Here is a 22,779-nt window from a genome sequence, read left to right on the forward strand (position 1 = left end):
CACCCGATCCGGTGATTCCACCGGATCGGGTTCCGCTCTAGCTCGGGATCAGCTTGACCTTGCGGCCCTCGACGCCCAGGGCCAGCCGCCCGCTCTTCAGCGACACCGCCGCCTGGCCGAAGATCTGGCGCCGCCAGCCATGCAGGGCGGGGATCTGCGGCTCCGCCTCGGTGGCCAGCCGCTCCAGCTCGTCGCTGCTGGCGATCAGGCGCGGGGCGACATGATGCTCCTCGGCCTTGGCCGCCAGCAGGACCTTGAGCAGCGCGATCAGCGCCGGCGAGGCCGGCGGACCCTGGCGGTTGTCGCGCTGCGCCTCGGGCAGTTGGGCCTCCGGCAAATCGCGGGCCGCGGCCAGCGCGGCCAGCAGACCGGCCCCGGCCTTGCCGTCGGCGAAGCCCTTGCTGATGCCCCGCGCGCGGGACAGTTCGGCGGGGGAGGCGGGGCTGGTGGCGGCGATCTCCAGCAAGGTCTCGTCCCGCACCAGCCGCTGGCGCGGGATGTTCACCCGCTGGGCCTCCCGCTCGCGCCAGGCGGCGGCGGCGCGCACGGCGGCGAGGAAGCGGCGGTTGCCGCTGCGGGGCTTCAGCCGTTCCCAGGCGCTCTCCGGGTCCTGGCGGTAGGTGGCGGGGTCGGTCAGCTCCGCCATCTCCTCGGCCACCCAGGAGAGCCGGCCCTCCTCGGTCAGGCGCTCGACCAGCGCCGTATAGACCCGGCGGAGGTGGGTGACATCGGCCGCCGCATAGGCGATCTGCGCGGCGGAGAGGGGGCGCGCCGACCAGTCGGAGAAGCGGTGCGCCTTGTCGATCGAGGCATTGGCGAGGCCGCGCACCAGGCTGTCATAGCTCGCCTGGTCGCCGAAGCCGGCCACCATGGCGGCGATCTGCGTGTCGAAGAGGGGGCGGGGCGGGGCGCCGAAGCGGAGGATGCAGATCTCCACATCCTGCCGCGCCGCGTGGAACACTTTCGTGACCTTCGGATCGGCCAGGAGCTCGCCGAGGGGGGCGAGGTCCAGCCCCTCGGCCTGGGCGTCGATCACGGCGACATCCCGGGCGCCGCCGAGCTGCACGACGCAGAGCTCCGGCCAATAGGTCTTCTCCCGCATGAATTCGGTGTCGACCGTGACGAAGGGCTCCTCGCGCAGGCGCGCGCAGAGCGCGGCGAGGTCCTCGGTACGGGTGATCAGGACGGGGTCGGCGTCCTGGGCCTGGCTGCGTCGGCTCATTGTCAGCGTTCTAGCGAAGCGCGCGGGCGGCGCAAAGTCCGGCCCTGGCCGGACCGATTCGCCAGGCGGCGCAACTCGCCCTTGACAGGGGGCCGCCCGGCGCCCCTTCTGCGGCCCTTTCCGACTGACGCCGCGTCCTTATCCAGCCTGGGGTTTACCGACCGATGCACGCCTACCGCACCCACACCTGCGGCGCGCTGCGCGCCAGCGACGCGGGGCAGACCGCCCGCCTTTCCGGCTGGGTGCACCGCAAGCGCGACCATGGCGGGCTGCTGTTCATCGACCTGCGCGACCATTACGGCATGACCCAGTGCGTCTTTCCCTCCGGCTCGGAGGTCTTCGCGGCGGCCGACGCGGTGCGGCCCGAGAGCGTGATCACCGTCACCGGCGAGGTGGTGGCGCGCGAGGCGGGCACGGTGAACGACAGGCTGCCGACCGGCGCCATCGAGCTGCGGGTGAAGGCGCTGGAGGTGCAGAGCCCGGCCGAGGTGCTGCCGATCCAGGTGGCGGGCGAGCAGGAGTTCCCCGAGGAGCTGCGGCTGAAGTACCGCTTCCTCGACCTGCGGCGGGAGAAGCAGCACCGCAACATGATGCTGCGGGCGGGCGTCATCGCCTCGATCCGGCGGCGGATGATCGAGCAGGGCTTCACCGAGTTCCAGACGCCGATCCTGACCGCCAGCAGCCCGGAGGGCGCGCGCGACTTCCTGGTGCCTTCGCGGAACCACCCCGGCACCTTCTACGCCCTGCCGCAGGCGCCGCAGCAGTTCAAGCAGCTGGCGATGGTGGCGGGCTTCGACCGCTACTTCCAGATCGCGCCCTGCTTCCGCGACGAGGCCTCCCGCGCCGACCGCAGCCCGGGCGAGTTCTACCAGCTCGACTTCGAGATGAGCTTCGTCACCCAGGAGGACGTCTTCGCGGCGATCGAGCCGGTGATGCAGGGCGTGTTCGAGGAGTTCGGCGGCGGGCGCAAGGTGACGCAGGCGCCGTTTCCGCGCATCGCCTATGACACCGCCATGCTGGATTATGGCTCCGACAAGCCCGACCTGCGCAACCCGCTGAAGATCACCGACGTCACCGAGAGCTTCCGCGAATCCGGCTTCGGCCTCTTCGCCAGGGTGGTGGCCTCGGGCGGCATCGTCCGCGCCATTCCGGCCCCGGGCGCCGCCGCCAACCCGCGCGGCTTCTTCGACAAGCTGAACGAGTGGGCGCGCGCCGAGGGCGCCGGCGGCCTCGGCTACATCCAGTTCGCCGAGGACGGGCCGAAGGGCCCGATCGCCAAGAACCTGGAAGCCGACCGCGTCGAGGCGATCCGGAGCGCCTGCGGCCTGAAGCCGGGCGATGCCGTCTTCTTCGCCGCCGGCAAGGCGGACGAGACGCCGAAATTCGCCGGCAAGGTGCGGACGAAGCTGGGCGAGGAGCTGAAGCTGATCGAGGAGGGCGAGTTCCGCTTCTGCTGGATCGTCGACTTCCCGATGTACGAGCTGAACGAGGAAACCGGGCGGGTCGATTTCAGCCACAACCCCTTCTCCATGCCGCAGGGCGGGCTGGAGGCGCTGAACACGATGGACCCGCTGGAGATCAAGGCCTTCCAGTACGACATCGTCTGCAACGGCATCGAGCTCTCCTCCGGCGCCATCCGCAACCACCGCCCCGACATCATGGTCCGCGCCTTCGAGATCGCCGGCTACACGGCGGCCGATGTCGAGGCCCGCTTCGGCGGCATGCTGAACGCCTTCCGCTACGGGGCGCCGCCGCATGGCGGCTCGGCCCCCGGCATCGACCGCATGGTGATGCTGCTGGCCGACGAGCCGAACATCCGCGAGGTCATCCTGTTTCCGCTGAACCAGCAGGGGCAGGACCTGATGATGGGCGCGCCCTCGCCGGTCGAGCCGGCGCGGCTTAAAGAACTGTCCATCAAGCTCGATCTGCCGCCGGCCAAGGGTGCCGCGGTGCCGAAGGCTTCCTAACTCTGCATGACGCCCGCGCGGCACCCGCCGCGTGGCCTGCCTGACGATGCCCGGCGGCACCCCCGCCGGGCCAGCCCGAGAAGGACTTGCAGATGCGGCTGAGCGACGCCCTGGCCGGGGCCACCTTCCTCTCCGCCCCCGTCTCCGCCCCGGCCTTGCTGGCCCTGGCGCTGGCGGCCCTGCCCGCGGCCCCCGCGGCGGCGCAGCCACCGGCCGTGGCGGCCGCCGCCGCCGCTCTGCCCGGCAGTGAGGCCATGGCGCCGCACCGTGCCGCCTACCGCCTGTCGCTCGACAGGGCGCGGCAGGGGAGGGAGGTGGTGCAGGCCGATGGCGCCATGCTCTTCGAGGTGCTGGACGCCTGCGACGGCTGGACCACGCGCCAGCGCCTGCAGCTCACGGTGATCGACCGCGCCGGCCAGACGGTGGAGACCGCCTCCGACTACTCCACCTGGGAGAGCAAGGATGGCCGGCGCCTGCGCTACACCCTGACGCAGTCGGCGCAGGGGGCGGTGACGCAGCGCATTTCCGGCGAGGCCGAGCTGGACGGCGAGAAGGGGGGCACCGCCCGCTACGAATCGCCGGCCGCGCAGCAGGTGGCGCTGCCCCCCGGCACGCTGCTGCCCATGTCGCACACCATCCGGGCGCTCGAGATGGCGCGCTCGGGCCAGCGGATGCTGGTGGCGCCGCTCTTCGATGGCACCAGCGAGGACGGCGCGCAGGACAGCACCACCCTGCTCTCGCCCTGGACGAAGCCGCTCGCCGAGCCGCGCTTCGCCCTGCTGAAGGGCCAGGACAGCGCCCGGATGCGCATCGCCTTCTTCTCCCGCGAGGCGGCGGCAGGCGCCAGCGCGCCGGAATACGAGGTCGGGCTGCGCTACTTCGCCAATGGCGTGGCCGACGAGATGAAGATGGATTTCGGCGACTTCGCCGTGGACGCGCTGATGCAGAGCCTGGACCCGGTGCCGGCCGCCTGCTGAGGTCCGGCGCCGGGGAGCCCCCGACACCCCGGCGCCTTCAGTAGGTCGCGAAGATCCGCTCGATCTCCGCCGGGTCGCGCGTCACGGTCAGCGCATAGGCCAGCAGGATACGCGCCTTCTGCGGCGTCAGGTTGTCGGCCGCCAGGATGCCGCCCTCGCGCATCCTGTGGCCGCGCACCACGCGGCCGCTGCCGACACGGGTGGATTGCACCACGGCCACGCCCTCCTTCACCGCCTCGGCCAGCGCCTCGGCCTCGGCCGGGGTGGGCGCGCCCGGCGCGAAGCCGGCGCTGACGATGCCCCGGGCGCCGGCCGCCACGAAGGCGCGGATCGCCGTGCCGTCGGCATCGGCGTGGGAATAGGCGATGTCCACCCGCGGCAGGGCGGCCAGGCCCGCCAGGTCGAATTCGGTGTCCGGCGCGGCGCGGCGCAGCGGCTTGCGGTAGAACACCACCCGGTCGCCATCCGCCTGGCCGAGGGCGCCGAAATCCGGGGTGCGGAAGGTCTGCATCCGCCAGGTCGAGGTCTTGGAGACGTCGCGCGCGGCGTGGATCTCGTCGTTCAGCAGGGTCAGCACGCCGAGGCCGCGCGCCTCCGGGCTGGCCGCGGTGCGGACGGCGTTCAGCAGGTTCATCGGCATGTCGGTGGAGAGGCCGGAGGCCGGGCGTTGCGCGCCGACCATGACCACCGGCACCGCGACCCGGAGGCCGAGGGAGAGGGCATAGGCGGTCTCCTCCAGCGAGGAGGTGCCATGGCCGATGACGATGCCGGCGAGGTCCGGGATCTCGGCCACGGCGCGGGCGCATTCCCGCGCCATGCCCTGCCACTTGCGGAAGCCGATCCGGCTGGAGATCAGGGCGCTGAAGGGGCGGGCCACCACCTCGGCGACCATGGCGAGTTCCGGCACCCGCGCCAGGATCTCCTCCGCCTCCATGACCTTGCCGAGCACGCCGTAGTCCTGGATGTCCAGCGGATCGCGGCCGAGCGAGGCCATGGTTCCGCCGGTGCCGATGAAGGCGACCTTGGGCTTGGGGGCGGTAGCGGTCATATCCGGCATCCTGGCTGCGGAGACAGAGCCAAGCTGTAGGCCGGACGGGGCGGGGCCGGAAGAGGGCGTCAGGCCGGGCGCGGTGCCAGGTGGCGGGCCCGCAGGCCGCCCCGCCGCGCCATGCGGGACCAGCGCAGCGTCATCAGCACCGCCACCATCGCCAGCCCCGAGGCCAGGCCGATCCAGACGCCGAGCGGCCCCCAGCCGGCGGGGAAGCCGAGGCCGAGGCCGATCGGCAGGCCCAGCCCCCAGTAGCCGAGGGCGGCGAAGAGCATCGGCATGCGGGTGTCCTTCAGCCCGCGCAGGGCTCCGGCGGCCACGGCCTGCACCCCGTCGGCCAGCTGGAACAGGCCGGCCATCATCAGCAGGGTGACGGCGAGGGCGCGCGTCTCCGCCAGATCGGCGGCGAGGAAGAGGCCGGCGATGGCCTCCGGCAACGTCAGCAGCAGCAGCGCCGTCAGCACCATGAAGCCGGCGCCGAGGCCGATGGCGGTCCAGCCGGCGCGCCAGGCCCCCGCGGCGTCGCCGGCCCCGGTGGCGAGGCCGACGCGGGCCGTGGCGGCCTGCCCGATGCCCATCGGCACCATGAAGCAGGCGCTGGCCACCTGCAGCGCCACGGCATGCGCCGCCACGGCGCGCGGGCTGAACCAGCCCATCACCAGCGCGGTGGCGCTGAAGATGCCGATCTCGAGCAGCATCGAGCCGGCGATGGGCAGGCCGACCAGCACGATCTCGCGCATGCGTCGCCAGTCGGCGCGCCAGAAGCGGCCCGCGAGGCGGAAGCGCGACAGCCGCCGGTCCAGGCCGATCCAGAGCGCCAGGCCCAGGAACATGCTGGCATTGGCGGTGGCCGAGGCGATGCCGGCGCCGAGCACGCCGAGCGCCGGCATGCCGAGGCCGCCGGCGACCAGCCCGTAGTCGAGCAGGCCGTTGAGCAGGATCGCGGCACCGGAGATCCAGAGCGCCGGCGCCGGCCGCTGCAGCGCCGCCAGGAAGCCGCGCAGCAGCATGAAGCCGAAGAAGAAGGGCATGCCCCAGAGGAAGGCGCGGTTGTAGATCTGGGCCGCGGCGGCCAGGTCCGGGTCCTGTCCGCTGGCCAGCAGGATGGCGCCCGTGTGCCAGAGGCCGAAGCCAAGCAGGACGAAGATCGGCACGATCAGCCAGAAGGCCTGACGGACGGTGCGCCGCATCTCCCGCATATGCCGCGTCACCCGACCGCGCTCCTGCGCCAGCATGGCCGAGGCGGCGAAGGCGAGGCCGAAGGGCAGCGACATGGCGATGAAGTAGAGGTTGCCGCCGAGCGTGGCCGCAGCGAGCGGGATCTCGCCCAGCTGGCCCAGGAAGAAGGTGTCGGTGAGCACCAGCGCGATCTGCGACAGGTTGGTCAGCGCCAGGGGCCAGGCCAGCGCCAGCATGGCGCGGGCCTCTCCCGCCCAGCTGTCGCGCGGGCGGGGGGGCTTCGGAGTCGTCTGCATAATGCGTGGGCGAGTAGCACAGGATTGAGGCGAAGGCTCGCGACGTTCCCGTGTCCATGGCGAAGGCAGCCCCTGTCGTGCCTGCGGCGTTAGCCTGTGATCGCGGGCTTCCCCGACGGCCAGAAGGAGACACCGAACATGACCGAGAGCGAACTGCTGACGAAGGATTTCCTCAGGGCCGCGGGCGACGAGTTGGCGCGGACCGGCTTCCTGACCGACGAGCATGACTTCGTCCCGCCCGGCGCGCATGTGGCGGGGCATTGCGGCGCCCTGCAGGACGCGCTGCGCGAGGCCGGCAACCCCGTCCGGCTGGAGGAGGTGCCGATCAAGCATCTCTCGCGCGGGCTGTTGGTCTGCCTCTATGACGCCGGGCGCTTCCCCCGCAGGGCGGAGGCCTATCAGGCCATCCATACCTGGCTCGACACGCGCTACGAGCAGTCCTGAGGCACCCGCGCCGCGTCGGGGCTCCCCGGTCCCGCCGGCGATGCTCTAGCCTGCGCCACACGACCGCCCCCGGAGAGGCGGCCGATTCGGGAGGTCTGTGCCATGCTTCGCCGTACCGTGCTTGCCGCCCCCGCGCTCCTGGCCGCGCCGTCGCTGCGCGGCCCGCATCCCGCCGCCGCGCAGCCGGCCGGCGTCACCTTCGAGGAGATGCTGGTCCCGGGCGGCGATCCGGGCATCCAGCTCTATCTGCGCAACAAGCGCGGGGCCTCGGCACCGGCGCGGCCGGACCGCACCGTGCTCTGCGTGCACGGGGCCACCTATCCGGCCAGCACCGGCTTCGACCTGCCGCTCGGCGGCCTCTCCTGGATGGACTACATGGCCGCGCGCGGCTTCGACGTCTGGTGCCTGGACCTGCGGAACTATGGCCGCTCGACGCGCGAGGCGGCGATGGCCCAGCCGGCGGAGGGCGCCGCGCCGCTGACCCCGGGCGAGGTGGCGCTGCGCGACATCGCCGCCGCCGCGGCCTTCATCCGCGAAAGGCGAGGCGTGCCGAAGCTGGTGCATCTCGGCTGGTCCTGGGGCAGTTCGCTGATGGCGCGCTTCACGGCGGAGAATCCGGCGCTGGTCGAGCGGCTCGTGCTCTACGCGCCGCAATGGCTGCGCGAGGGGCCGAGTCCGGCGGCGGCGGCGGGGGCGGCGGAGGCCCTGGGCGCCTATCGTCGCGTCACCCGGGCGCAGGCGCGCGAGCGGTGGCTGAACGGCGTGCCTGAGGCGCGGCGCGGTGCCCTGTTCCCCGCGGGCTGGTACGAGCACTGGGCGGACGCGACCTTCGCGACCGATCCGGAGGGCATGCGGGAGGTGCCCTCGGTGCTGCGCGCGCCGAACGGCGTGCTGGCGGATTCCCGGGCCTTCTGGCAGGCCGGCCGGCCCTGGTACGACCCCGCCGCCATCACCGCCCCCACCCTGATCGTGCTGGCGGAATGGGACCGCGACACGCCCCCCTCCATGGCCCTGGCGCTGTTTCCCCTGCTGACGCGCAGCCCGGGCAAGCGGCTCGTCCTGCTGGGCGAGGGGACGCACGGCATCATGCTGGAGCGCAACCGCGGCGCCCTGTTCCAGGCGGTGCAGCTGTTCCTGGAGGAGGCCGGGCCCGGATAGAGGGGCGGGAATTGTCTTGTGGATCGCCCCGGGCGCCCCTACATTGCAGGTGTCGACTGTTTTGGTTCGGCTTGCTGTCCCAGCTCGCCTATCCCCGCCCCTCGGGGTGGGGCACTGCGTGCCTGGTGCCCGTTCCCATTCGAAGTTGATCCGCCGTGCATGTTGCGCGGTGGCAACGCATTCTGACGGAGCACCGCGATGCCCATCGGTACCGTGAAGTGGTTCAACCCGACCAAGGGTTTTGGTTTCATTCAGCCGGAAGACGGCTCGAAGGATGTGTTCGTGCACATCTCCGACGTCCAGCGCGCCGGCCTGCAGGGCCTGAACGAGGGCGAGCGGGTGGAGTTCGAGATGCAGCGGGGCCGTGAGGGCCGCCTCTCGGCCGGCAATCTGAAGCAGGTCTGAGCCTGGAAGGGGCCGGGGCAGAGCTGGCCCGGCCCGACCCTCCGGCCCGCCGCCGACCGGTGGCGTGGCCGGTTCTCTTCCGCCCCGCGCGGGTGGCATCCACCCCTGGGCGTACCTCTTCCCGGATCGTCGCGTCGCCCCCGCGGGCCGGTTTCCGGCCGCGTCATGGTGCCGTCAGGATACCGGGCGCCAAAGCGGAGACGCGACCATGGCACGCACCCCCAATTACGGCCTTGCCCGGGCTGACCGGAACCGCTCGAAGCAGGACAAGGCCGAGGCCAAGGCGCAGCGGCGCGAGGCCGAGCGCGCCCGTCGCCAGGCCGCGATCGACGCCGGGCTGGACCCCGATCTCGGCGAACCCGTCACACTCGACGCGGAGGATGAAACCTCCGGCCGCGAGGAGCGATAGGCCCTGGCCGGGGCCATGATGGCCCGTGGCATGGCAGGATATCGCGGCATGGCGAAGCAGAACGGCACCTACGTCTTTTTCGACGTCCAGTACGAGGATGGCAGCCGGCGCTCCAACCGCAAGGTCCCGACGGAGCTGCTTGGCGGCCTGGACGGCGACCTGCCGGCGCGCCGCTACATCGAGGCGCAGGACGAGGAGATCTCCAAGGCCTCGGGCCTGCCCCGGCCGGTGATCGCGACGCTGCAGCGCTCGCCGCAGCCCAAGCCCGCCAAGCCGCCCCGGCGCTGATTCCGCCTCCAGCCCACGCCCCTCCAGCCCACGATTGACATAGCGAGGGCCGCGACGGACGCTTCACCCCAGCGGGAGAAGCGGAACCGGACGCCATGGATCAGACCAAGAAGCCTTTCAAGCTGCGCAGCCAGCGCTGGTTCGATGACCCGGAGGATCCGGGCATGACGGCGCTCTACATCGAGCGCTTCCTGAATTTCGGCCTGACGCGCGGCGAGCTTCAGTCGGGCAAGCCGATCATCGGCATCGCCCAGACCGGCAGCGACATCGCCCCCTGCAACCGCCACCACCTCGCGCTGGCGGAGCGGGTGAAGGCCGGTATCCGCGACGCTGGCGGCATCCCGCTGGAATTCCCCATCCACCCGATCCAGGAAACCGGCAAGCGCCCGACGGCGGCGCTCGACCGCAACCTGGCCTATCTGTCGCTGGTCGAGATCCTGCACGGCTATCCTCTGGATGGCGTCGTGCTGACCACGGGCTGCGACAAGACCACCCCCGCCTGCCTGATGGGCGCGGCGACGGTGAACATCCCCGCCATTGTCCTCTCCGGCGGGCCGATGCTGGACGGGCACTGGAAGGGGCGGCTCTCCGGTTCCGGCACCATCGTCTGGGAGGCGCGCAAGCTGCTCGCCGCCGGCGAGATCAACTATGACGGCTTCATGCAGATGGTGGCCTCCTCGGCCACCTCGGTCGGCCACTGCAACACCATGGGCACGGCGCTGTCCATGAACTCGCTGGCCGAGGCGCTCGGCATGTCGCTGCCGGGCTGCGCCTCCATCCCCGCCGCCTATCGCGAACGCGGGCAGATGGCGCATGCGACGGGGATGCGCATCGTCGACATGGTGCGCGAGAACCTGCGCCCCTCCGACATCATGACGCGCGAGGCCTTCGAGAACACCATCGTGCTGGCCAGCGCCATCGGTGCCTCCTCGAACTGCCCGCCGCACCTCGTCGCCATCGCGCGCCACATGGGCGTGGCGCTGACCACGGAAGACTGGCAGACCATCGGCGCCGAGGTCCCGCTGCTGGTGGATTGCCAGCCCGCCGGTCGCTTCCTGGGCGAGATGTTCTATCGCGGCGGCGGCGTGCAGTCGGTGATGAAGGAGCTGGCCGATGCCGGCAAGCTGCATACCGGCGTGAAGACCGTCACCGGGCAGACGCTGGCGGAGGACCTGAAGCGCGCTCCGCTGCCCGACCGCGAGGTCATCCGCCCCTATGCCGAGCCGCTGAAGGAGCAGGCCGGCTTCGTCGTGCTCTCGGGCAATCTCTTCGACAGCGCGGTGATGAAGGTCAGCGTCATCGACGCCGAGTTCCGCAAGCGCTTCCTCTCCAACCCGGAGGACGTGTTCGAGGGCAAGGTGATCGTCTTCGAGGGGCCGGAGGACTACCACGACCGCATCGAGGACCCCGATCTCGGCGTGGACGAGCGCACCGTGCTGGTGATCCGCAACTGCGGCCCCGTGGGCTATCCGGGCAGCGCCGAGGTGGTGAACATGCAGCCCCCCGGCGCCATGATCAAGGCGGGGCTGCAGAGCCTGCCGACCATGGGCGACGGGCGGCAGAGCGGCACCTCCGCATCGCCCTCCATCCTCAACGTCTCGCCGGAAGCGGCCGTCGGCGGCGGCCTCGCGCTGCTGAAGTCGGGCGACCCGATCCGCATCGACCTGAAGACCCGCAAGGTGGACGTGCTCATCCCGGCCGAGGAGCTGGAGGCCCGCCGCGCCGCCTGGACGCCGCCGAAGCTGCAGCACAAGACGCCATGGGAGGAGATCTACCGTTCCATGGTCGGGCAGCTCGGCACCGGCGGCTGCCTGGAGCCGGCGACGCTCTATCTCAACATCCTGGAGACGCGCGGCGAGAGCCGGCACAATCATTGAAGCGCGGCAGGCGTTGAAACGCGGCGGGGAGGAGGAAGGATGGCCGGAAGGCTGCAGGGCAGGCGCTGCTTCGTCACGGCGGCGGGGCAGGGGATCGGACGCTGCGCGGCGCTCGCCTATGCGCGCGAGGGCGCCGCGGTGGTCGCCACGGACCGCGACGCCGCCAAGCTCGAGGGGCTGGCGGCGCACGGCATCACCGCGCTCGCGCTCGACGTGCTCGACGATTCCGCCGTGGAGGCCACCATCCTGGCGAACGGCCCTTTCGACGTGGTGTTCAACTGCGCGGGCTTCGTGCACCAGAACGACGTGCTGAGCTGCACCGACGCCGAATGGGACTTCGCCTTCGCGCTCAACGTCCGGGCGCAGTGGAAGGTGATCCGGGCGGCGCTGCCCGGCATGCTGGAGAAGGGGGGCGGGGCCATCGTCAACATGGCCTCCGCCGCCGGCTCGGTGAAGGGCGTCGCCAATCGCTTCGTCTATGGCACGACCAAGGCGGCGGTGGTGGGGCTGACCAAGAGCGTCGCCGCCGATTACGTCGCCAGAGGCATCCGCTGCAACTGCGTCTGCCCCGGCACGGTGGACACGCCCTCGCTCGGCGAGCGCATCGCCGCCAACGCCACGGCGGCGGGCGGGCTGGACGCGGCGCGCGCGGCCTTCGTCGCGCGCCAGGCGATGGGCCGGCTCTCGACGCCGGAGGAGATCGCCGAGCTGGTGCTCTATCTCTCGGCGCCCGAATCGGCTTTCGTCACCGCGCAGGCCATCGTCATCGACGGTGGCTGGACGAACTGAACTGGTCTTGTCTGATCGTGCGCCCCGCCGTTCGCGGGCGCAGTCAAGGGGAACGCTGCACCATGAAGCTGTTGCGCTATGGCCCGCCCGGCCAGGAGAAGCCCGGCCTGCTCGACGATGCCGGGACGATCCGCGACCTCTCCGCCGAGATTCCCGACCTGGCGGGCGAGGCGCTTTCGGCCGCGGGCCTGGCCAGGCTGGCGTCGCTTGATGTCTCGGCCCTGCCGGCCGTGTCCGGATCGACCCGCCTCGGGCCGCCGGTCGCGGGGATGAAGAACTTCGTCTGCATCGGCCTGAACTACGCCGACCACGCGGCGGAGACCGGCGCCGCCATTCCGAAGGAGCCGATCATCTTCCTGAAGTCGCTCGGCGCGCTCCAGGGGCCCGATGACGACGTCGTCATCCCGAAGGACAGCGTGAAGACCGACTGGGAGGTCGAGCTGGCCGTCATCATCGGGGAGAAGGCGAAGAACGTCTCCGAGGCGGAGGCGATGGATTTCGTCGCCGGCTACACCATCTGCAACGATGTCTCCGAGCGCGAATGGCAGACCGAGCGCGGCGGCACCTGGGACAAGGGCAAGGGCGCCGACACCTTCGGCCCGCTCGGCCCCTGGCTGGTGACCAAGGACGCGGTGCCGGACGCGCAGAACCTCGCCATGTTCTGCGAGATCGACGGGCACCGCTACCAGGACGGCTCGACGCGCACGATGATCTTCGGCGTGGCCAAGCTGGTCTCCTACGTGTCGCACTTCATCACGCTGCACCCGGGCGATGTCATTACCACCGGCACGCCGCCGGGCGTCGGCATGGGGCAGAAGCCGCCGGTCTTCCTGAAGGCGGGGCAGAGGATCCGCCTCGGCATCGAGGGGCTGGGCGAGCAGAACCAGAAGACGGTGGCGGGCTGACGGCGGGAGGGGGGCCTCCCCCCTCCGCTAACCGGCGAGCGCGTCGCTTCGCAGGAAGCGCACACCCTTCGCGCGCAGCCGCCGCGTCCCTTCCGCCGTCGCCTCCGGCGTGATGCCGCGGCAGGCATCCTCGATCAGCACCACCGCGTAGCCCAGCTCCGCCGCGTCCTCGGCGCTGAAGTCGGTGCAGTAGCCCCGCGCCAGCCCGGCGATGAAGAGGCGCGTGATGCCACGGGCCTGGAGATAGCCGTGCAGCCCCGTTGCCGTGCGTCGGTCGTTCTCGCGGAACGCCGAATAGCTGTCGATGGCGCGCCGGACGCCCTTGCGCAGGATCATCTGGATGCCGCGCGTCTCCAGCGCCGGATGCAGCGCGGCGCCGGGCGTGCCCTGGACGCAGTGATCGGGCCAGAGCACCTGCTCCCCGTAGGAGAGGGTGACGGTCTCGAAGGGGGCCTTTCCGGGGTGCTGGCTGGCGAAGGAGGCATGGTCGGCCGGGTGCCAGTCCTGGGTCGCGACGATATTGCCGAAGCGCGGCATCAGCCGGTTGATGACCGGCAGCACCGCGTCGCCCTCCGGCACGGGCAGCGCCCCGCCGGGCATGAAGTCCGGCTGCACGTCGACGACAAGCAGCAGGTCGGTGGGCGCGCTGGTGAAGGGGCTGGAGGTCGGCATGGCGGCGCAGCCTGCCACAAGGCCCGGCGGGCGGTCACCCCCCGTCGAGCACCCGCACCGCCAGCGCCGTGGCCGAGGCGCGGTTCTCGACGCCGAGCTTGGCGAAGATCCCCTCCAGGTGCTTGTTCACCGTGCGCGGGCTCATCACCAGGATCTCGGCGATGTCGCGGTTCGACTTGCCGCGGCCGAGCCAGAGCAGCACCTCGGCCTCCCGCGCGGTCAGGCCGAGCCGCTCGCGCAGCACCGATTCGGCGCGGCCCGGATCGGTCGCGGTGACGCGCAGCAGCAACTCGTCCGGGGCGATCTGTCCGACATGGTGGAACTCCAGCCGCCGCCCGTCGGCCAGCGCCACCGGGCCGAGGCGCGGCGCCTCGCCCTCGGCCAGCGGCGGCCAACCGGGGAGGCGGGGGCCCGCCGGGCCGGGGGCGATGTCCCCGGCGCCGGCCTCTTCCGGCGGCAGGGCGGCACGCAGCAGGGCGGTGGCCTGCGGCGTGGCCCAGAGCACCAGCCCCTCGCGGTCCACCGCCAGCAGGAAGCGGCCGGCGACATCGAGCGCGGCATGCGCGCTGCGCGTCAGCCGGGCATTGGCCAGGTGCGCGCTGATCCGCGCGAGGACCTCGTCCGGCACCACGGGCTTGATCACGTAGTCGATGCCGCCGGCATCGAAGCCGCGCACCACGTCCTCGCTCTCGGTCAGTCCGGTCATGAAGATGACCGGCACGGAGATCAGGCTCGGCCGGCGCTTCAGGCGGCGGCAGGCCTCGAAACCGTCCATGCCGGGCATCATCGCGTCCATCAGCACGATGTCGGGGGTGATGCGCTCGGTCACGGCCAGGGCGGCGGCGGCGGATTGCGCCACCAGCACCATGTAGCCGGCACCCTCCAGCGTGTCGTTCAGCAGGCCGAGCGTGCCGGGCGCGTCATCCACGACCAGCACGATGTCGCGGCGCTCGATCATGCCTCCTCCTCCGGCAGGGCCGCCAGGAAGGCGTCGAGCCGGTACTCCGAGATGTAGCCGCGCAGCTCGGCGATGGCCGGCGCCGCCTCGGGCGCCTCGGCCTCCAGCGCGTCCAGCCGTTCGCGCAGGCCACCGACATAGCCGATGGCGGCGAGCTGGCGCAGGCTGGCCGCCTGGGCCGGGGTGAGCCGCGCGCCGGCGGCGGCGGGGCGCGGCGGCGGCGTGTCGGCGAAGGTCCAGGTGATGCCGAGCAGCAGGCCGATCTTCTCCAGCAGGGCGGTGAGGGAGACCGGCTTGGGCAGCACGTCGTCATGGTGCCGGCCCTCGCCGCCGGGGCCCAGCTCCAGCGCATTGGCCGAGATCATGACGATCGGCGCGCGCCGCCCCTGCGCCTCGCGCAGCCGGCGGGCCAGCTCCCAGCCGGTCATGCCCGGCATGGCGATATCCAGCAGGAAGAGATCCGGCGCCTCCTCCTCCGCCAGGGCCAGCGCCTCGGCCCCGTCCGCGGCGAGGCGGAGCTGGAAGCCGAGCGGTTGCAGCAGGTCGGAGATCAGGGCGCGGTGCGCGGCATCGTCATCGGCCACCAGCACGCGGAGCGGCCGTGTCGCCGCATCGGCGCGGCCGGTGACGGGCCGTTCCACCTCGGAGGGCAGGGCGCTTTTGCCCGAGAGCAGCAGGCGCACGCGGAAGCGGCTGCCCTCGCCGAGCCGGCTGGTGACGGAGACCTCGCCGCCCATCACCTCGGTCAGCGTCTTGGTGATGGTGAGGCCGAGGCCGACACCGGGTGTCGAGGGCGCGTGTGAATTGCCGCCGCGCTGGAAGGGTTCGAAGATGCGCGACAGATCCCCGGGCGCGATGCCGATGCCGGTGTCGATCACCTCGAACTCGGCTACCTCGGAGCGGAAGCGCAGCCGGAAGGTGACGCCGCCCTGGCGGGTGAACTTGATGGCGTTGGAGAGCAGGTTGATCAGGATCTGCCGCAGCCGCCGCTCATCGGTGTGCACGATGTCCGGCAGGCGCGGCGGCGCGTCGAAGGTGAAGGCGATGCTCTTGGCCTCGGCCTGGAGGCGCAGCATCTGCACGATCTGGTCGAGGAACTCCGGCAGGCGCACGGCGTCGCGGTAGAGCTCGATACGCCCGGCCTCGATCTTGGAGATGTCGAGCAGCCCCTCGATCAGCGCCGCCAGGTGCTCGCCCGAGCGGCGGATGGTGCGCACCCCGTCGCGCCGCCGCTCGGGGATGGCGGCGTCGCGCTCCAGCAGCTGCGCATAGCCCAGGATGGCGTTGAGCGGCGAGCGCAGCTCGTGGGAGATGCCGATGACATAGCGGCTCTTGGCCAGGTTCGCCGCCTCGGCCGCCTCCTTCGCCTCCTGAAGCGCCGCGTCGGTGCGCTGGTGGGCGCGGATCTCGCTCATCAGCAGGCTGGTCTGCCGCCGCGTCTCCTCCTGCGCCACCTTGCGGCTCCCATGCGCCAGCACCAGCGTCCAGGCGACGATGCCGCCGATGACGACGAGGACGAAGAAGGCCTTCCAGAAGGCGGCGTCGAGGTCGGCGCTGGGCCGCGACTGCAGCCGGATGCCGAGGAAGACCAGGCTGATGGTGGCAACGAAGAGCAGGAAGACCACCATGAAGGCGCCGACCGGCGTCGCCAGGCCGCGCAGGAGCGGCGCCGGAAGCAGGGCGCGCAGCGGCGTCATGATCTGCGAGGAAAGCCGCGCATGCGGCTTGCAGCCATCGCCGCAGCGGGCGTCGAGCGAGCAGCAGAGGGAGCAGATCGGCCCTGTGTAGACCGGGCAATAGGCCATGTCGCGGGGCTCGAAGTCATGCTCGCAGATGACGCAGGTCAGCATCGGGCGCGCCGCCCAGGCGGCGCGGGGCCGGCGCGCCAGGTAGAAGCGCCCGCCCGTGGCCCAGGCGATGGCGGGGGCGGCGGCGAAGGCCACGCCGAAGGCGATGAAGGTGGACATCGCCTGCGCCAGCGCGCCCAGGAAACCGTAATAGGCGAGGAAGGAGGCCAGGACCGAGAGCAGCATGGCGCCGACGCCGACGGGGTTCACGTCGTAGAGATGGGCGCGCTTGAACTCGATGCCGGGCGGGCTGAGGCCGAGCGGCTTGTTGATCGCGAGGTCCGCGACCAGCGCCCCCATCCAGGCGGCGGCGACGTTGGAATAGACGAAGAGCACCTGCTCGATGGTGTTGTAGACGCCAAGCTCCATCAGCAGCAGGGCGACGGCGATGTTGAACACCAGCCAGACCACGCGGCCGGGATGGCTGTGCGTCAGCCGCGAGAAGAAGTTGGACCACGCCAGCGAGCCGGCATAGGCGTTGGTGACGTTGATCTTGATCTGCGACAGCGCGACGAAGATGGCGGTCACCGCCAGCACCAGGGTCGGCGAGGCGATCAGCACGCCGAAGGCGAGGCGGTACATCTCGGCCGGCTGCACCGCCTGCGCGGCGGAGAGGCCCGAGCGCAGCGCGGCATAGGCCAGGAAGGAGCCGGCCAGCAGCTTCAGCACATCGAAGGCGATCCAGCCCGGGCCGCCGGCCAGCAGCGCGCCCCACCAGACCCAGCGCCGCTGCGTTGCGCGCGGGGGGAGGAAGCGGATGTAGTCCACCTGTTCGCCGGTCTGGGTGATCAGCGCGAAGAGCACCGAGGCGGCGGCGCCGAAGGCCAGCAGGTCGAAGCCGGCGCGGCCGTTCTCCCCGGCATAGGCCGTCCAGCCCGCGAGCCAGTCGGGATGCGCCAGGATCAGCGCGATCAGCGGCAGGATGTTGAGCACCAGCCAGACCGGCTGGGTCCAGGTTTGCACCCGGCTGATGAAGGTGATGCCGTGGGTGACGAGGGGCACCACGACGGCGGCGCAGAGCAGGTAGCCGAGCCAGAGCGGCACGCCGAAGAAGCTGTCCAGCATGTCCGCCAGGATCACCGCCTCGATGCCGAAGAAGATGAAGGTGAAGCTGGCGTAGATCAGCGAGGTGATGGTGGAGCCGATATAGCCGAAGCCGGCGCCGCGGGTCAGCAGGTCGATGTCCACCCCGGCGCGGGCGGCGTGCAGGCAGATCGGCAGGCTGGCCAGGAAGATCACCACCGAGACGAAGAGGATGGCGGAGACGCTGTTGACGAAGCCATGGGCGACCGTCAGCGCGCCGCCGATGGCCTCCAGGGCGAGGAAGGAGATCGAGCCCAGCGCCGTGTTGGCGACGCGGAAGGCGGACCATTTCCGGGCGCTCTCGGCGGTGAAGCGGAGGGCGTAATCCTCCATCGTCTCGTCGGCGACCCAGCGGTTGTAGTCGCGCCGGATGCGCATGATGCGCTGGCGTGTCGCCATGCGGGGGCCCGTCCTCGCGCCGCCGGGCGGGAGGGATGGCGGCGCGCCACAGACTGGGGCCGGGGCGCCGGACGGGTCAAGACGGCCGGGGCTACGTCATTTGACGTATAACGCCGGTGGGAGGATCGCCGCGAGACTGCGCGCCGCGATGAGGCCGGGCCTCCACCGGCCGCCGCTTGCAGGAGACCCGATCCCATGACCGTCCGCTTCCCCGTCTCCCGGCGCGCGCTGCTCGGCGCGGCGGCCGGCGCCCTGGCCATGCCGGCCATCCGCCCCGCCCTCGCGCAGGGGAGCGGCCCGATCAAGGTCGGCGTGCTGCACTCCCTCTCCGGCACGATGGCGATCAGCGAGACGGCGCTGCGCGACACCGTGCTGATGATGGTCGAGGACCAGAACCGGAAGGGCGGCGTGCTGGGCCGCAAGCTGGAGGCGGTGGTGGTCGACCCGGCCTCCAACTGGCCGCTCTTCGCCGAGAAGGCGCGTGAGCTGCTGCAGGTGCACAAGGTGGACGTCACCTTCGGCTGCTGGACCTCGGTCTCCCGCAAGTCGGTGCTGCCGGTCTTCGAGGAGCTCAACGGCCTGCTGTTCTATCCGGTGCAGTACGAGGGCGAGGAGCAGTCGAAGAACGTGTTCTACACCGGCGCCGCGCCGAACCAGCAGGCGATCCCGGCCGTCGAATACCTGATGAGCGAGGATGGCGGCGGCGCCAGGCGCATCGCGCTGCTGGGCACCGACTATGTCTATCCCCGCACCACCAACCGCATCCTGCGCGCCTTCCTGAACAGCAAGGGCATCGCCGATGCCGACATCCTGGAGGAATATACCCCCTTCGGACATTCCGACTGGCAGGGCATCGTCAGCCGCGTCAAGCAGTTCGCCAGCCAGGGCAAGAAGACGGCGATCGTCTCCACCATCAACGGCGACGCCAACGTGCCGTTCTACCGCGAGCTGGGCAACCAGGGCATCAAGGCCGAGGACATTCCCTCCGTCGCCTTCTCGGTGGGCGAGGAGGAGCTGGCCGGCATCGACACCAAGCCGCTGGTCGGCCACCTGGCCGCCTGGAACTACTTCATGTCGGTCGACAGCCCGGTGAACACCGAGTTCAAGAAGATGTGGGCGTCCTACATCAAGAACCCGAAGCGCGTCACCAACGACCCGATGGAAGCCACCTACACCGGCTTCAGGATGTGGACCCAAGCGGTGGGCCAGGCCAAGACGACCGCCGTCGATGCCGTGCGGAGCGCCATGTACGGCCAGAAGGTGGAGGCCCCCTGCGGCTACACCGAGCAGATGTTCGAGAATCACCACCTCTCCAAGCCGGTGATGATCGGCGAGATCATGGAGAACGGCCAGTTCAACGTGGTCTACAAGACGCCGACGGCGATCAAGGCCGAGAACTGGTCGCCCTTCATCCCCGAGAACGCCAACCGCGCCAAGGCCGGCTGATGTTCCGCCTCCTGTGCCTGCTGGCCTCGCTCCTGCTGATCCCGGCTGCCTCGCAGGCGCAGGAGAGTTTCGAGGCCACCGCCGCGCCCCTGGCCGGAAGCTTCACGGCCCAGGCCGAGGCGGTGGAGAGGCTCGGCGCGCTGGGTGATCCGCGCGCCCTGCCGCTGCTCCAGGCCCTGGCCGAAGGCCGCTTGCAGAAGCAGGCCGATGGCACGCTTCTGATCGCCCAGAATGGCGCGGTGCGCGAGGCGCTTTCGGGCGCCCCGGCCGCCGGGCCGGGCGAGGTGGTGCGCATCAACAACCGCGTGCGCGCGGCGCTGCGCGGCGCGCTGGGCCGCCTGCAACTGATGTCGCCTGAGGAGGCGGTGCGCGCCGCCGCCGCGGAGGGGCTGTTCCGCAGCCGCAGCGCGGAGAACATCCCGCTGCTGGAGCAGGCGCTGGCGCGCGAGACCGTGCCGGCGGTGGGCCGCCGCATGGAAATGGCGCTCGCCGCCGCGCGGCTGATGTCGGGGGACGTGGCGACACGGCGCGCCGGCATCGCGACGCTCGGTGCCAGCAGCTCCGCCGAGGCGCGCGGATTGCTGCTGGAGGCGCGCGCCGCGGGGGCCGAGACCGCGGACGGGATCGACGCGGCCATCGCGGCCATCGACGGGCGGCTGAAGCTGCGCCAGATGGCCGAGACGGCGTTCCAGGGCCTCTCCCTCGGCTCGATCCTGCTGCTGGCCGCGCTCGGCCTCGCCGTCACCTTCGGTGTCATGGGCGTGATCAACATGGCGCATGGCGAGATGGTGATGCTGGGCGCCTATACCACGGTGATGGTGCAGGAGGCGCTTCGCGGCATTCCCTGGCTGGCCGCCTGGTCCTTGCCGCTCTCGGTGCCGGCGGCCTTCCTGGTCACGGCAGCGGTGGGGGTGGCGCTGGAGCGCGGGCTGATCCGGCACCTCTACGGCCGGCCGCTGGAGACGCTGCTGATGACCTTCGGCGTCGGCATGATCCTGCAGCAGGCGGTGCGGCTGATCTTCGGCGCGCAGAACCGCGAGGTGGTCAGCCCGGCCTGGATGCAGGGCACGCTGACCCTGCCGGGCGATGTCACCGTGACGCAGAACCGGCTCTGGATCATTCTCTTCGCCCTGGTGGTGCTCGGCCTGACCGTCGCCGCCATCCGCTTCACCCGCTTCGGCCTCGAGATGCGCGCCGTGGTGCAGAACCGCCGCATCGCCGCCACGATGGGCATCCGCACCGGCCGCGTCGACGCCATGACCTTCGCCTTCGGCTCCGGCATCGCCGGCATGGCCGGGGTGGCGGTGAGCCAGATCGACAACGTCTCGCCCAATCTCGGCACCGGCTACATCATCGACAGCTTCATGGTCGTCGTCTTCGGCGGCGTCGGCTCGCTGGCCGGCACCATGATCGGCGCCTTCACCCTGGGCCTCGTCAACAAGATGCTGGAGCCATGGGCGGGCGCGGTGTTGGCCAAGATCGCCGTGCTGGTCGGCATCATGCTGTTCATCCAGCGCCGGCCGAAGGGCCTCTTCGCGCTCCGCGGCAGGGCGGCCGAACAATGAGCGCGACGACCGCCCACCCGCCGGTCCGCACCGCGCTCCGCCCGGGCCTGGTGCTGCGCGGGCTCCTCCTCGGCGGCCTCGCCATCCTGGCGCTGCTGCCGGTGCTGAACCAGCTGCCGCAGGACTCCGCGCTGCACGTCTCGGACTTCGTGGTCGCGGTGTCGGGCAAGTGGATCTGCTACGCCATCCTGGCCCTGGCCATCGACCTGGCCTGGGGCTATGCGGGCATCCTCTCGCTCGGCCATGGCGCCTTCTTCGCCCTGGGCGGCTACGCCATGGGCATGCACCTGATGCGGCTGATCGGGCCGCGCGGCGTCTATGGCCATCCGGTGCTGCCGGACTTCATGGTCTTCCTCGGCTGGACTGAGCTGCCCTGGTACTGGTGGGGCTTCCAGCACTTCCCCTTCGCCCTGCTGATGGCGCTGGCGGTGCCGGGGCTGCTCGCCGGGCTGGTCGGCTGGCTGGCCTTCCGCAGCCGCATCACCGGCGTCTATCTCAGCATCATCACCCAGGCCATGACCTATGCGCTGATGCTGGCCTTCTTCCGGAACGACATGGGCTTCGGCGGCAACAACGGCTTCACCGACTTCAAGGAGCTGCTCGGCATGCCGCTCAATACCTCCGGCGCCCGCGCGGCGCTGTTCTATGCCGCGCTGCTGGCGCTCGGCGCCGCGCTGCTGCTCTGCCGCCACATCGCCCGCTCCAAGCTCGGCCGGGTGCTGGTGGCGGTGCGCGACGCGGAGAGCCGCCTGCGCTTCCTGGGCTATGACACCACCGCCGTGAAGCTCAGCGTGTTCGTGCTCTCGGCGATGATCGCGGGGCTGGCCGGGGCGCTCTACGTGCCGCTGGTCGGCATCATCAATCCCGGCGAGTTCAGCCCGGGCAACTCGATCGAGGCGGTGGTCTGGGTCGCCGTCGGGGGGCGCGGCACGCTGGTGGGCGCGCTGCTTGGGGCCTTCTCGGTCAATGCCCTCAAGACCTGGCTCACCTCCTTCGCGCCGGATCTCTGGCTCTTCGTGCTGGGTGGCCTCTTCGTCGCCGTCACGCTGCTCCTGCCGCGCGGTCTGGCAGGCCTGTTCCGCAGGGAGGAGGGGCGATGATCGGCGGTGTCGAGGGCCGGCTCTACCTCGATGGCGTCTCCGTGGTCTTCGACGGCTTCCGTGCGCTGAACGCGCTGTCGCTGATCATCGAGCCGGGGGAGTTGCGGGCCATCATCGGGCCGAACGGCGCGGGCAAGACGACGATGATGGACATCATCACCGGCAAGACCCGCCCGACCGCCGGCACGGTCAGCTTCGGCGAGCATGACCTGACGCGGATGGACGAGGCTGAGATCGCCAATCTTGGCATCGGCCGGAAGTTCCAGAAGCCCACGGTCTTCGATGCCCTGACGGTGTTCGAGAACCTGGAGCTGGCGCTGAAGGCGCCGCGCGATCCCTGGTCCTGCCTGCGCTGGCGGCTGGCCGAGGGCGCGCGCCGCCGGATCGAGACGGTGATGGAGGAAATCGGCCTCACCGAACGCGCGCGGGACCGCGCCGCCATCCTGTCGCACGGGCAGCGGCAATGGCTCGAGATCGGCATGCTGCTGATCCAGGAGCCGCGGCTGCTGCTGGTCGACGAGCCGGTCGCCGGCATGACGGATCAGGAGACGGAGAGCACCGCCGCCCTGCTGCGCGGCATCGCCGGGCGGCGCTCGGTGGTCGTCGTGGAGCACGACCTGGAGTTCGTCCGGGCGCTGGGCAGCAAGGTCACGGTGCTCTGCGAGGGCAGCGTGCTGTCCGAGGGGTCGATCGACCATGTCCAGAACGATCCGCGCGTGATCGAAGTCTATCTGGGGCGCTGAGC

At 71.2% G+C, this 22,779-nt stretch carries 20 protein-coding genes; 14 read left to right on the plus strand and 6 right to left on the minus strand.

All coding sequences use genetic code 11. The features are described from left to right. Positions 1-37: 37 nt before the first annotated feature. Positions 38-1,222: a ribonuclease D gene (rnd, locus tag D9598_RS10000; protein WP_198366324.1), complete on the minus strand. Its 1,185-nt coding sequence runs from the start codon at positions 1,220-1,222 to the stop codon at positions 38-40. 164 nt (positions 1,223-1,386) lie between these two features. Between rnd and aspS the strand changes: the two genes are divergently transcribed. Together aspS and D9598_RS10010 are read left to right on the plus strand one after the other, a co-directional pair. Next, a complete protein-coding gene (aspS, locus tag D9598_RS10005) occupies positions 1,387-3,189 on the plus strand; it encodes an aspartate--tRNA ligase (protein ID WP_198366325.1) in 1,803 nt (600 codons plus the stop codon). 92 nt (positions 3,190-3,281) lie between these two features. Continuing rightward, positions 3,282-4,166 (plus strand): EipB family protein, encoded by an 885-nt coding sequence (locus tag D9598_RS10010; RefSeq protein WP_198366326.1) that lies wholly within the window; start codon positions 3,282-3,284, stop codon positions 4,164-4,166. A gap of 37 nt (positions 4,167-4,203) precedes the next feature. Here the strand turns inward: D9598_RS10010 and D9598_RS10015 are convergent, their stop codons facing one another. Then, positions 4,204-5,214 carry an asparaginase gene (locus D9598_RS10015; protein ID WP_198366327.1) on the minus strand — a complete coding sequence of 337 codons (1,011 nt, stop codon included), beginning with the start codon at positions 5,212-5,214 and terminating at the stop codon, positions 4,204-4,206. Between the two features lie 68 nt (positions 5,215-5,282). Continuing rightward, positions 5,283-6,629, minus strand: a complete 1,347-nt coding sequence (locus D9598_RS10020) for an MATE family efflux transporter (protein ID WP_198366328.1) — start codon at positions 6,627-6,629, stop codon at positions 5,283-5,285. A 198-nt stretch (positions 6,630-6,827) separates the two neighbouring features. On the opposite strand from D9598_RS10020, the gene D9598_RS10025 reads away from it, so the two are divergent. The 8 genes from D9598_RS10025 to D9598_RS10060 all read left to right on the plus strand — a co-directional run bounded on the left by D9598_RS10025 (position 6,828) and on the right by D9598_RS10060 (position 12,964). After that, complete coding sequence (locus D9598_RS10025; protein WP_198366329.1) at positions 6,828-7,133, plus strand: hypothetical protein; 306 nt, start codon at positions 6,828-6,830, stop codon at positions 7,131-7,133. 102 nt (positions 7,134-7,235) lie between these two features. Then, positions 7,236-8,291: an alpha/beta hydrolase gene (locus tag D9598_RS10030; protein WP_198366330.1), complete on the plus strand. Its 1,056-nt coding sequence runs from the start codon at positions 7,236-7,238 to the stop codon at positions 8,289-8,291. Between the two features lie 198 nt (positions 8,292-8,489). Beyond that, positions 8,490-8,696 (plus strand): cold-shock protein, encoded by a 207-nt coding sequence (locus D9598_RS10035; protein WP_198366331.1) that lies wholly within the window; start codon positions 8,490-8,492, stop codon positions 8,694-8,696. A gap of 208 nt (positions 8,697-8,904) precedes the next feature. Next, positions 8,905-9,105: a hypothetical protein gene (locus D9598_RS10040; RefSeq protein WP_198366332.1), complete on the plus strand. Its 201-nt coding sequence runs from the start codon at positions 8,905-8,907 to the stop codon at positions 9,103-9,105. A gap of 48 nt (positions 9,106-9,153) precedes the next feature. Next, positions 9,154-9,393 carry a hypothetical protein gene (locus D9598_RS10045; RefSeq protein WP_198366333.1) on the plus strand — a complete coding sequence of 80 codons (240 nt, stop codon included), beginning with the start codon at positions 9,154-9,156 and terminating at the stop codon, positions 9,391-9,393. Positions 9,394-9,488: 95 nt separating this feature from the next. After that, complete coding sequence (locus D9598_RS10050; protein WP_198366334.1) at positions 9,489-11,270, plus strand: IlvD/Edd family dehydratase; 1,782 nt, start codon at positions 9,489-9,491, stop codon at positions 11,268-11,270. Positions 11,271-11,309: 39 nt separating this feature from the next. Further along, positions 11,310-12,059, plus strand: coding sequence for an SDR family oxidoreductase (locus tag D9598_RS10055; protein WP_198366335.1), 750 nt, complete (start codon positions 11,310-11,312; stop codon positions 12,057-12,059). A 62-nt stretch (positions 12,060-12,121) separates the two neighbouring features. Further along, on the plus strand, positions 12,122-12,964 hold the full coding sequence (locus D9598_RS10060; protein ID WP_198366336.1) for a fumarylacetoacetate hydrolase family protein: 843 nt from the start codon (positions 12,122-12,124) through the stop codon (positions 12,962-12,964). A 27-nt stretch (positions 12,965-12,991) separates the two neighbouring features. On the opposite strand, the gene pncA is transcribed toward D9598_RS10060, so the two are convergent. Genes pncA through D9598_RS10075 form a run of 3 tightly spaced genes read right to left on the minus strand, consistent with a single transcriptional unit; the run spans position 12,992 to position 17,923 of the window. Next, on the minus strand, positions 12,992-13,636 hold the full coding sequence (gene pncA / locus D9598_RS10065; RefSeq protein WP_198366337.1) for a bifunctional nicotinamidase/pyrazinamidase: 645 nt from the start codon (positions 13,634-13,636) through the stop codon (positions 12,992-12,994). A gap of 34 nt (positions 13,637-13,670) precedes the next feature. Continuing rightward, positions 13,671-14,594, minus strand: coding sequence for a response regulator (locus tag D9598_RS10070; protein ID WP_198366338.1), 924 nt, complete (start codon positions 14,592-14,594; stop codon positions 13,671-13,673). Further along, the gene (locus D9598_RS10075; RefSeq protein ID WP_198366339.1) at positions 14,591-17,923 is read right to left on the minus strand and encodes an ATP-binding protein; all 3,333 of its coding nucleotides are present in this window, start codon (positions 17,921-17,923) and stop codon (positions 14,591-14,593) included. The genes D9598_RS10070 and D9598_RS10075 overlap by 4 nt, the downstream gene beginning before the upstream one ends. Positions 17,924-18,118: 195 nt before the next feature. Between D9598_RS10075 and urtA the strand changes: the two genes are divergently transcribed. From urtA to urtD, 4 genes are read left to right on the plus strand one after another with little or no spacing between them, the layout of a single operon-like run. After that, entirely contained in the window at positions 18,119-19,369 is a 1,251-nt protein-coding gene (gene urtA / locus D9598_RS10080) for an urea ABC transporter substrate-binding protein (RefSeq protein WP_198366340.1), read from the plus strand. Continuing rightward, positions 19,369-20,934: an urea ABC transporter permease subunit UrtB gene (gene urtB / locus D9598_RS10085; protein WP_198366341.1), complete on the plus strand. Its 1,566-nt coding sequence runs from the start codon at positions 19,369-19,371 to the stop codon at positions 20,932-20,934. Before urtA ends, urtB begins: the two co-directional genes overlap by 1 nt. Beyond that, complete coding sequence (gene urtC, locus D9598_RS10090; RefSeq protein WP_198366342.1) at positions 20,931-22,034, plus strand: urea ABC transporter permease subunit UrtC; 1,104 nt, start codon at positions 20,931-20,933, stop codon at positions 22,032-22,034. The genes urtB and urtC overlap by 4 nt, the downstream gene beginning before the upstream one ends. Beyond that, a complete protein-coding gene (gene urtD, locus D9598_RS10095) occupies positions 22,031-22,777 on the plus strand; it encodes an urea ABC transporter ATP-binding protein UrtD (protein WP_198366343.1) in 747 nt (248 codons plus the stop codon). Before urtC ends, urtD begins: the two co-directional genes overlap by 4 nt. Positions 22,778-22,779 lie beyond the last annotated feature (2 nt).

It is taken from the genome of Roseomonas sp. KE0001, from assembly GCF_016107285.1.
GTDB lineage: Bacteria > Pseudomonadota > Alphaproteobacteria > Acetobacterales > Acetobacteraceae > Pseudoroseomonas.

Excerpts from the sequence above, each read along its gene's own strand:
- D9598_RS10055 (WP_198366335.1), top strand. The coding sequence starts at position 11,310 with ATGGCCGGAAGGCTGCAGGGCAGGCGCTGCTTCGTCACGGCGGCGGGG.
- rnd (WP_198366324.1), bottom strand. The coding sequence starts at position 1,222 with ATGAGCCGACGCAGCCAGGCCCAGGACGCCGACCCCGTCCTGATCACC.
- D9598_RS10070 (WP_198366338.1), bottom strand. The coding sequence starts at position 14,594 with ATGATCGAGCGCCGCGACATCGTGCTGGTCGTGGATGACGCGCCCGGC.
- D9598_RS10045 (WP_198366333.1), top strand. The coding sequence starts at position 9,154 with ATGGCGAAGCAGAACGGCACCTACGTCTTTTTCGACGTCCAGTACGAG.
- D9598_RS10020 (WP_198366328.1), bottom strand. The coding sequence starts at position 6,629 with ATGCTGGCGCTGGCCTGGCCCCTGGCGCTGACCAACCTGTCGCAGATC.
- pncA (WP_198366337.1), bottom strand. The coding sequence starts at position 13,636 with ATGCCGACCTCCAGCCCCTTCACCAGCGCGCCCACCGACCTGCTGCTT.
- D9598_RS10040 (WP_198366332.1), top strand. The coding sequence starts at position 8,905 with ATGGCACGCACCCCCAATTACGGCCTTGCCCGGGCTGACCGGAACCGC.
- D9598_RS10075 (WP_198366339.1), bottom strand. The coding sequence starts at position 17,923 with ATGGCGACACGCCAGCGCATCATGCGCATCCGGCGCGACTACAACCGC.
- D9598_RS10025 (WP_198366329.1), top strand. The coding sequence starts at position 6,828 with ATGACCGAGAGCGAACTGCTGACGAAGGATTTCCTCAGGGCCGCGGGC.
- urtC (WP_198366342.1), top strand. The coding sequence starts at position 20,931 with ATGAGCGCGACGACCGCCCACCCGCCGGTCCGCACCGCGCTCCGCCCG.
- urtB (WP_198366341.1), top strand. The coding sequence starts at position 19,369 with ATGTTCCGCCTCCTGTGCCTGCTGGCCTCGCTCCTGCTGATCCCGGCT.
- D9598_RS10010 (WP_198366326.1), top strand. The coding sequence starts at position 3,282 with ATGCGGCTGAGCGACGCCCTGGCCGGGGCCACCTTCCTCTCCGCCCCC.
- aspS (WP_198366325.1), top strand. The coding sequence starts at position 1,387 with ATGCACGCCTACCGCACCCACACCTGCGGCGCGCTGCGCGCCAGCGAC.
- D9598_RS10035 (WP_198366331.1), top strand. The coding sequence starts at position 8,490 with ATGCCCATCGGTACCGTGAAGTGGTTCAACCCGACCAAGGGTTTTGGT.
- urtA (WP_198366340.1), top strand. The coding sequence starts at position 18,119 with ATGACCGTCCGCTTCCCCGTCTCCCGGCGCGCGCTGCTCGGCGCGGCG.
- urtD (WP_198366343.1), top strand. The coding sequence starts at position 22,031 with ATGATCGGCGGTGTCGAGGGCCGGCTCTACCTCGATGGCGTCTCCGTG.
- D9598_RS10050 (WP_198366334.1), top strand. The coding sequence starts at position 9,489 with ATGGATCAGACCAAGAAGCCTTTCAAGCTGCGCAGCCAGCGCTGGTTC.
- D9598_RS10030 (WP_198366330.1), top strand. The coding sequence starts at position 7,236 with ATGCTTCGCCGTACCGTGCTTGCCGCCCCCGCGCTCCTGGCCGCGCCG.
- D9598_RS10060 (WP_198366336.1), top strand. The coding sequence starts at position 12,122 with ATGAAGCTGTTGCGCTATGGCCCGCCCGGCCAGGAGAAGCCCGGCCTG.
- D9598_RS10015 (WP_198366327.1), bottom strand. The coding sequence starts at position 5,214 with ATGACCGCTACCGCCCCCAAGCCCAAGGTCGCCTTCATCGGCACCGGC.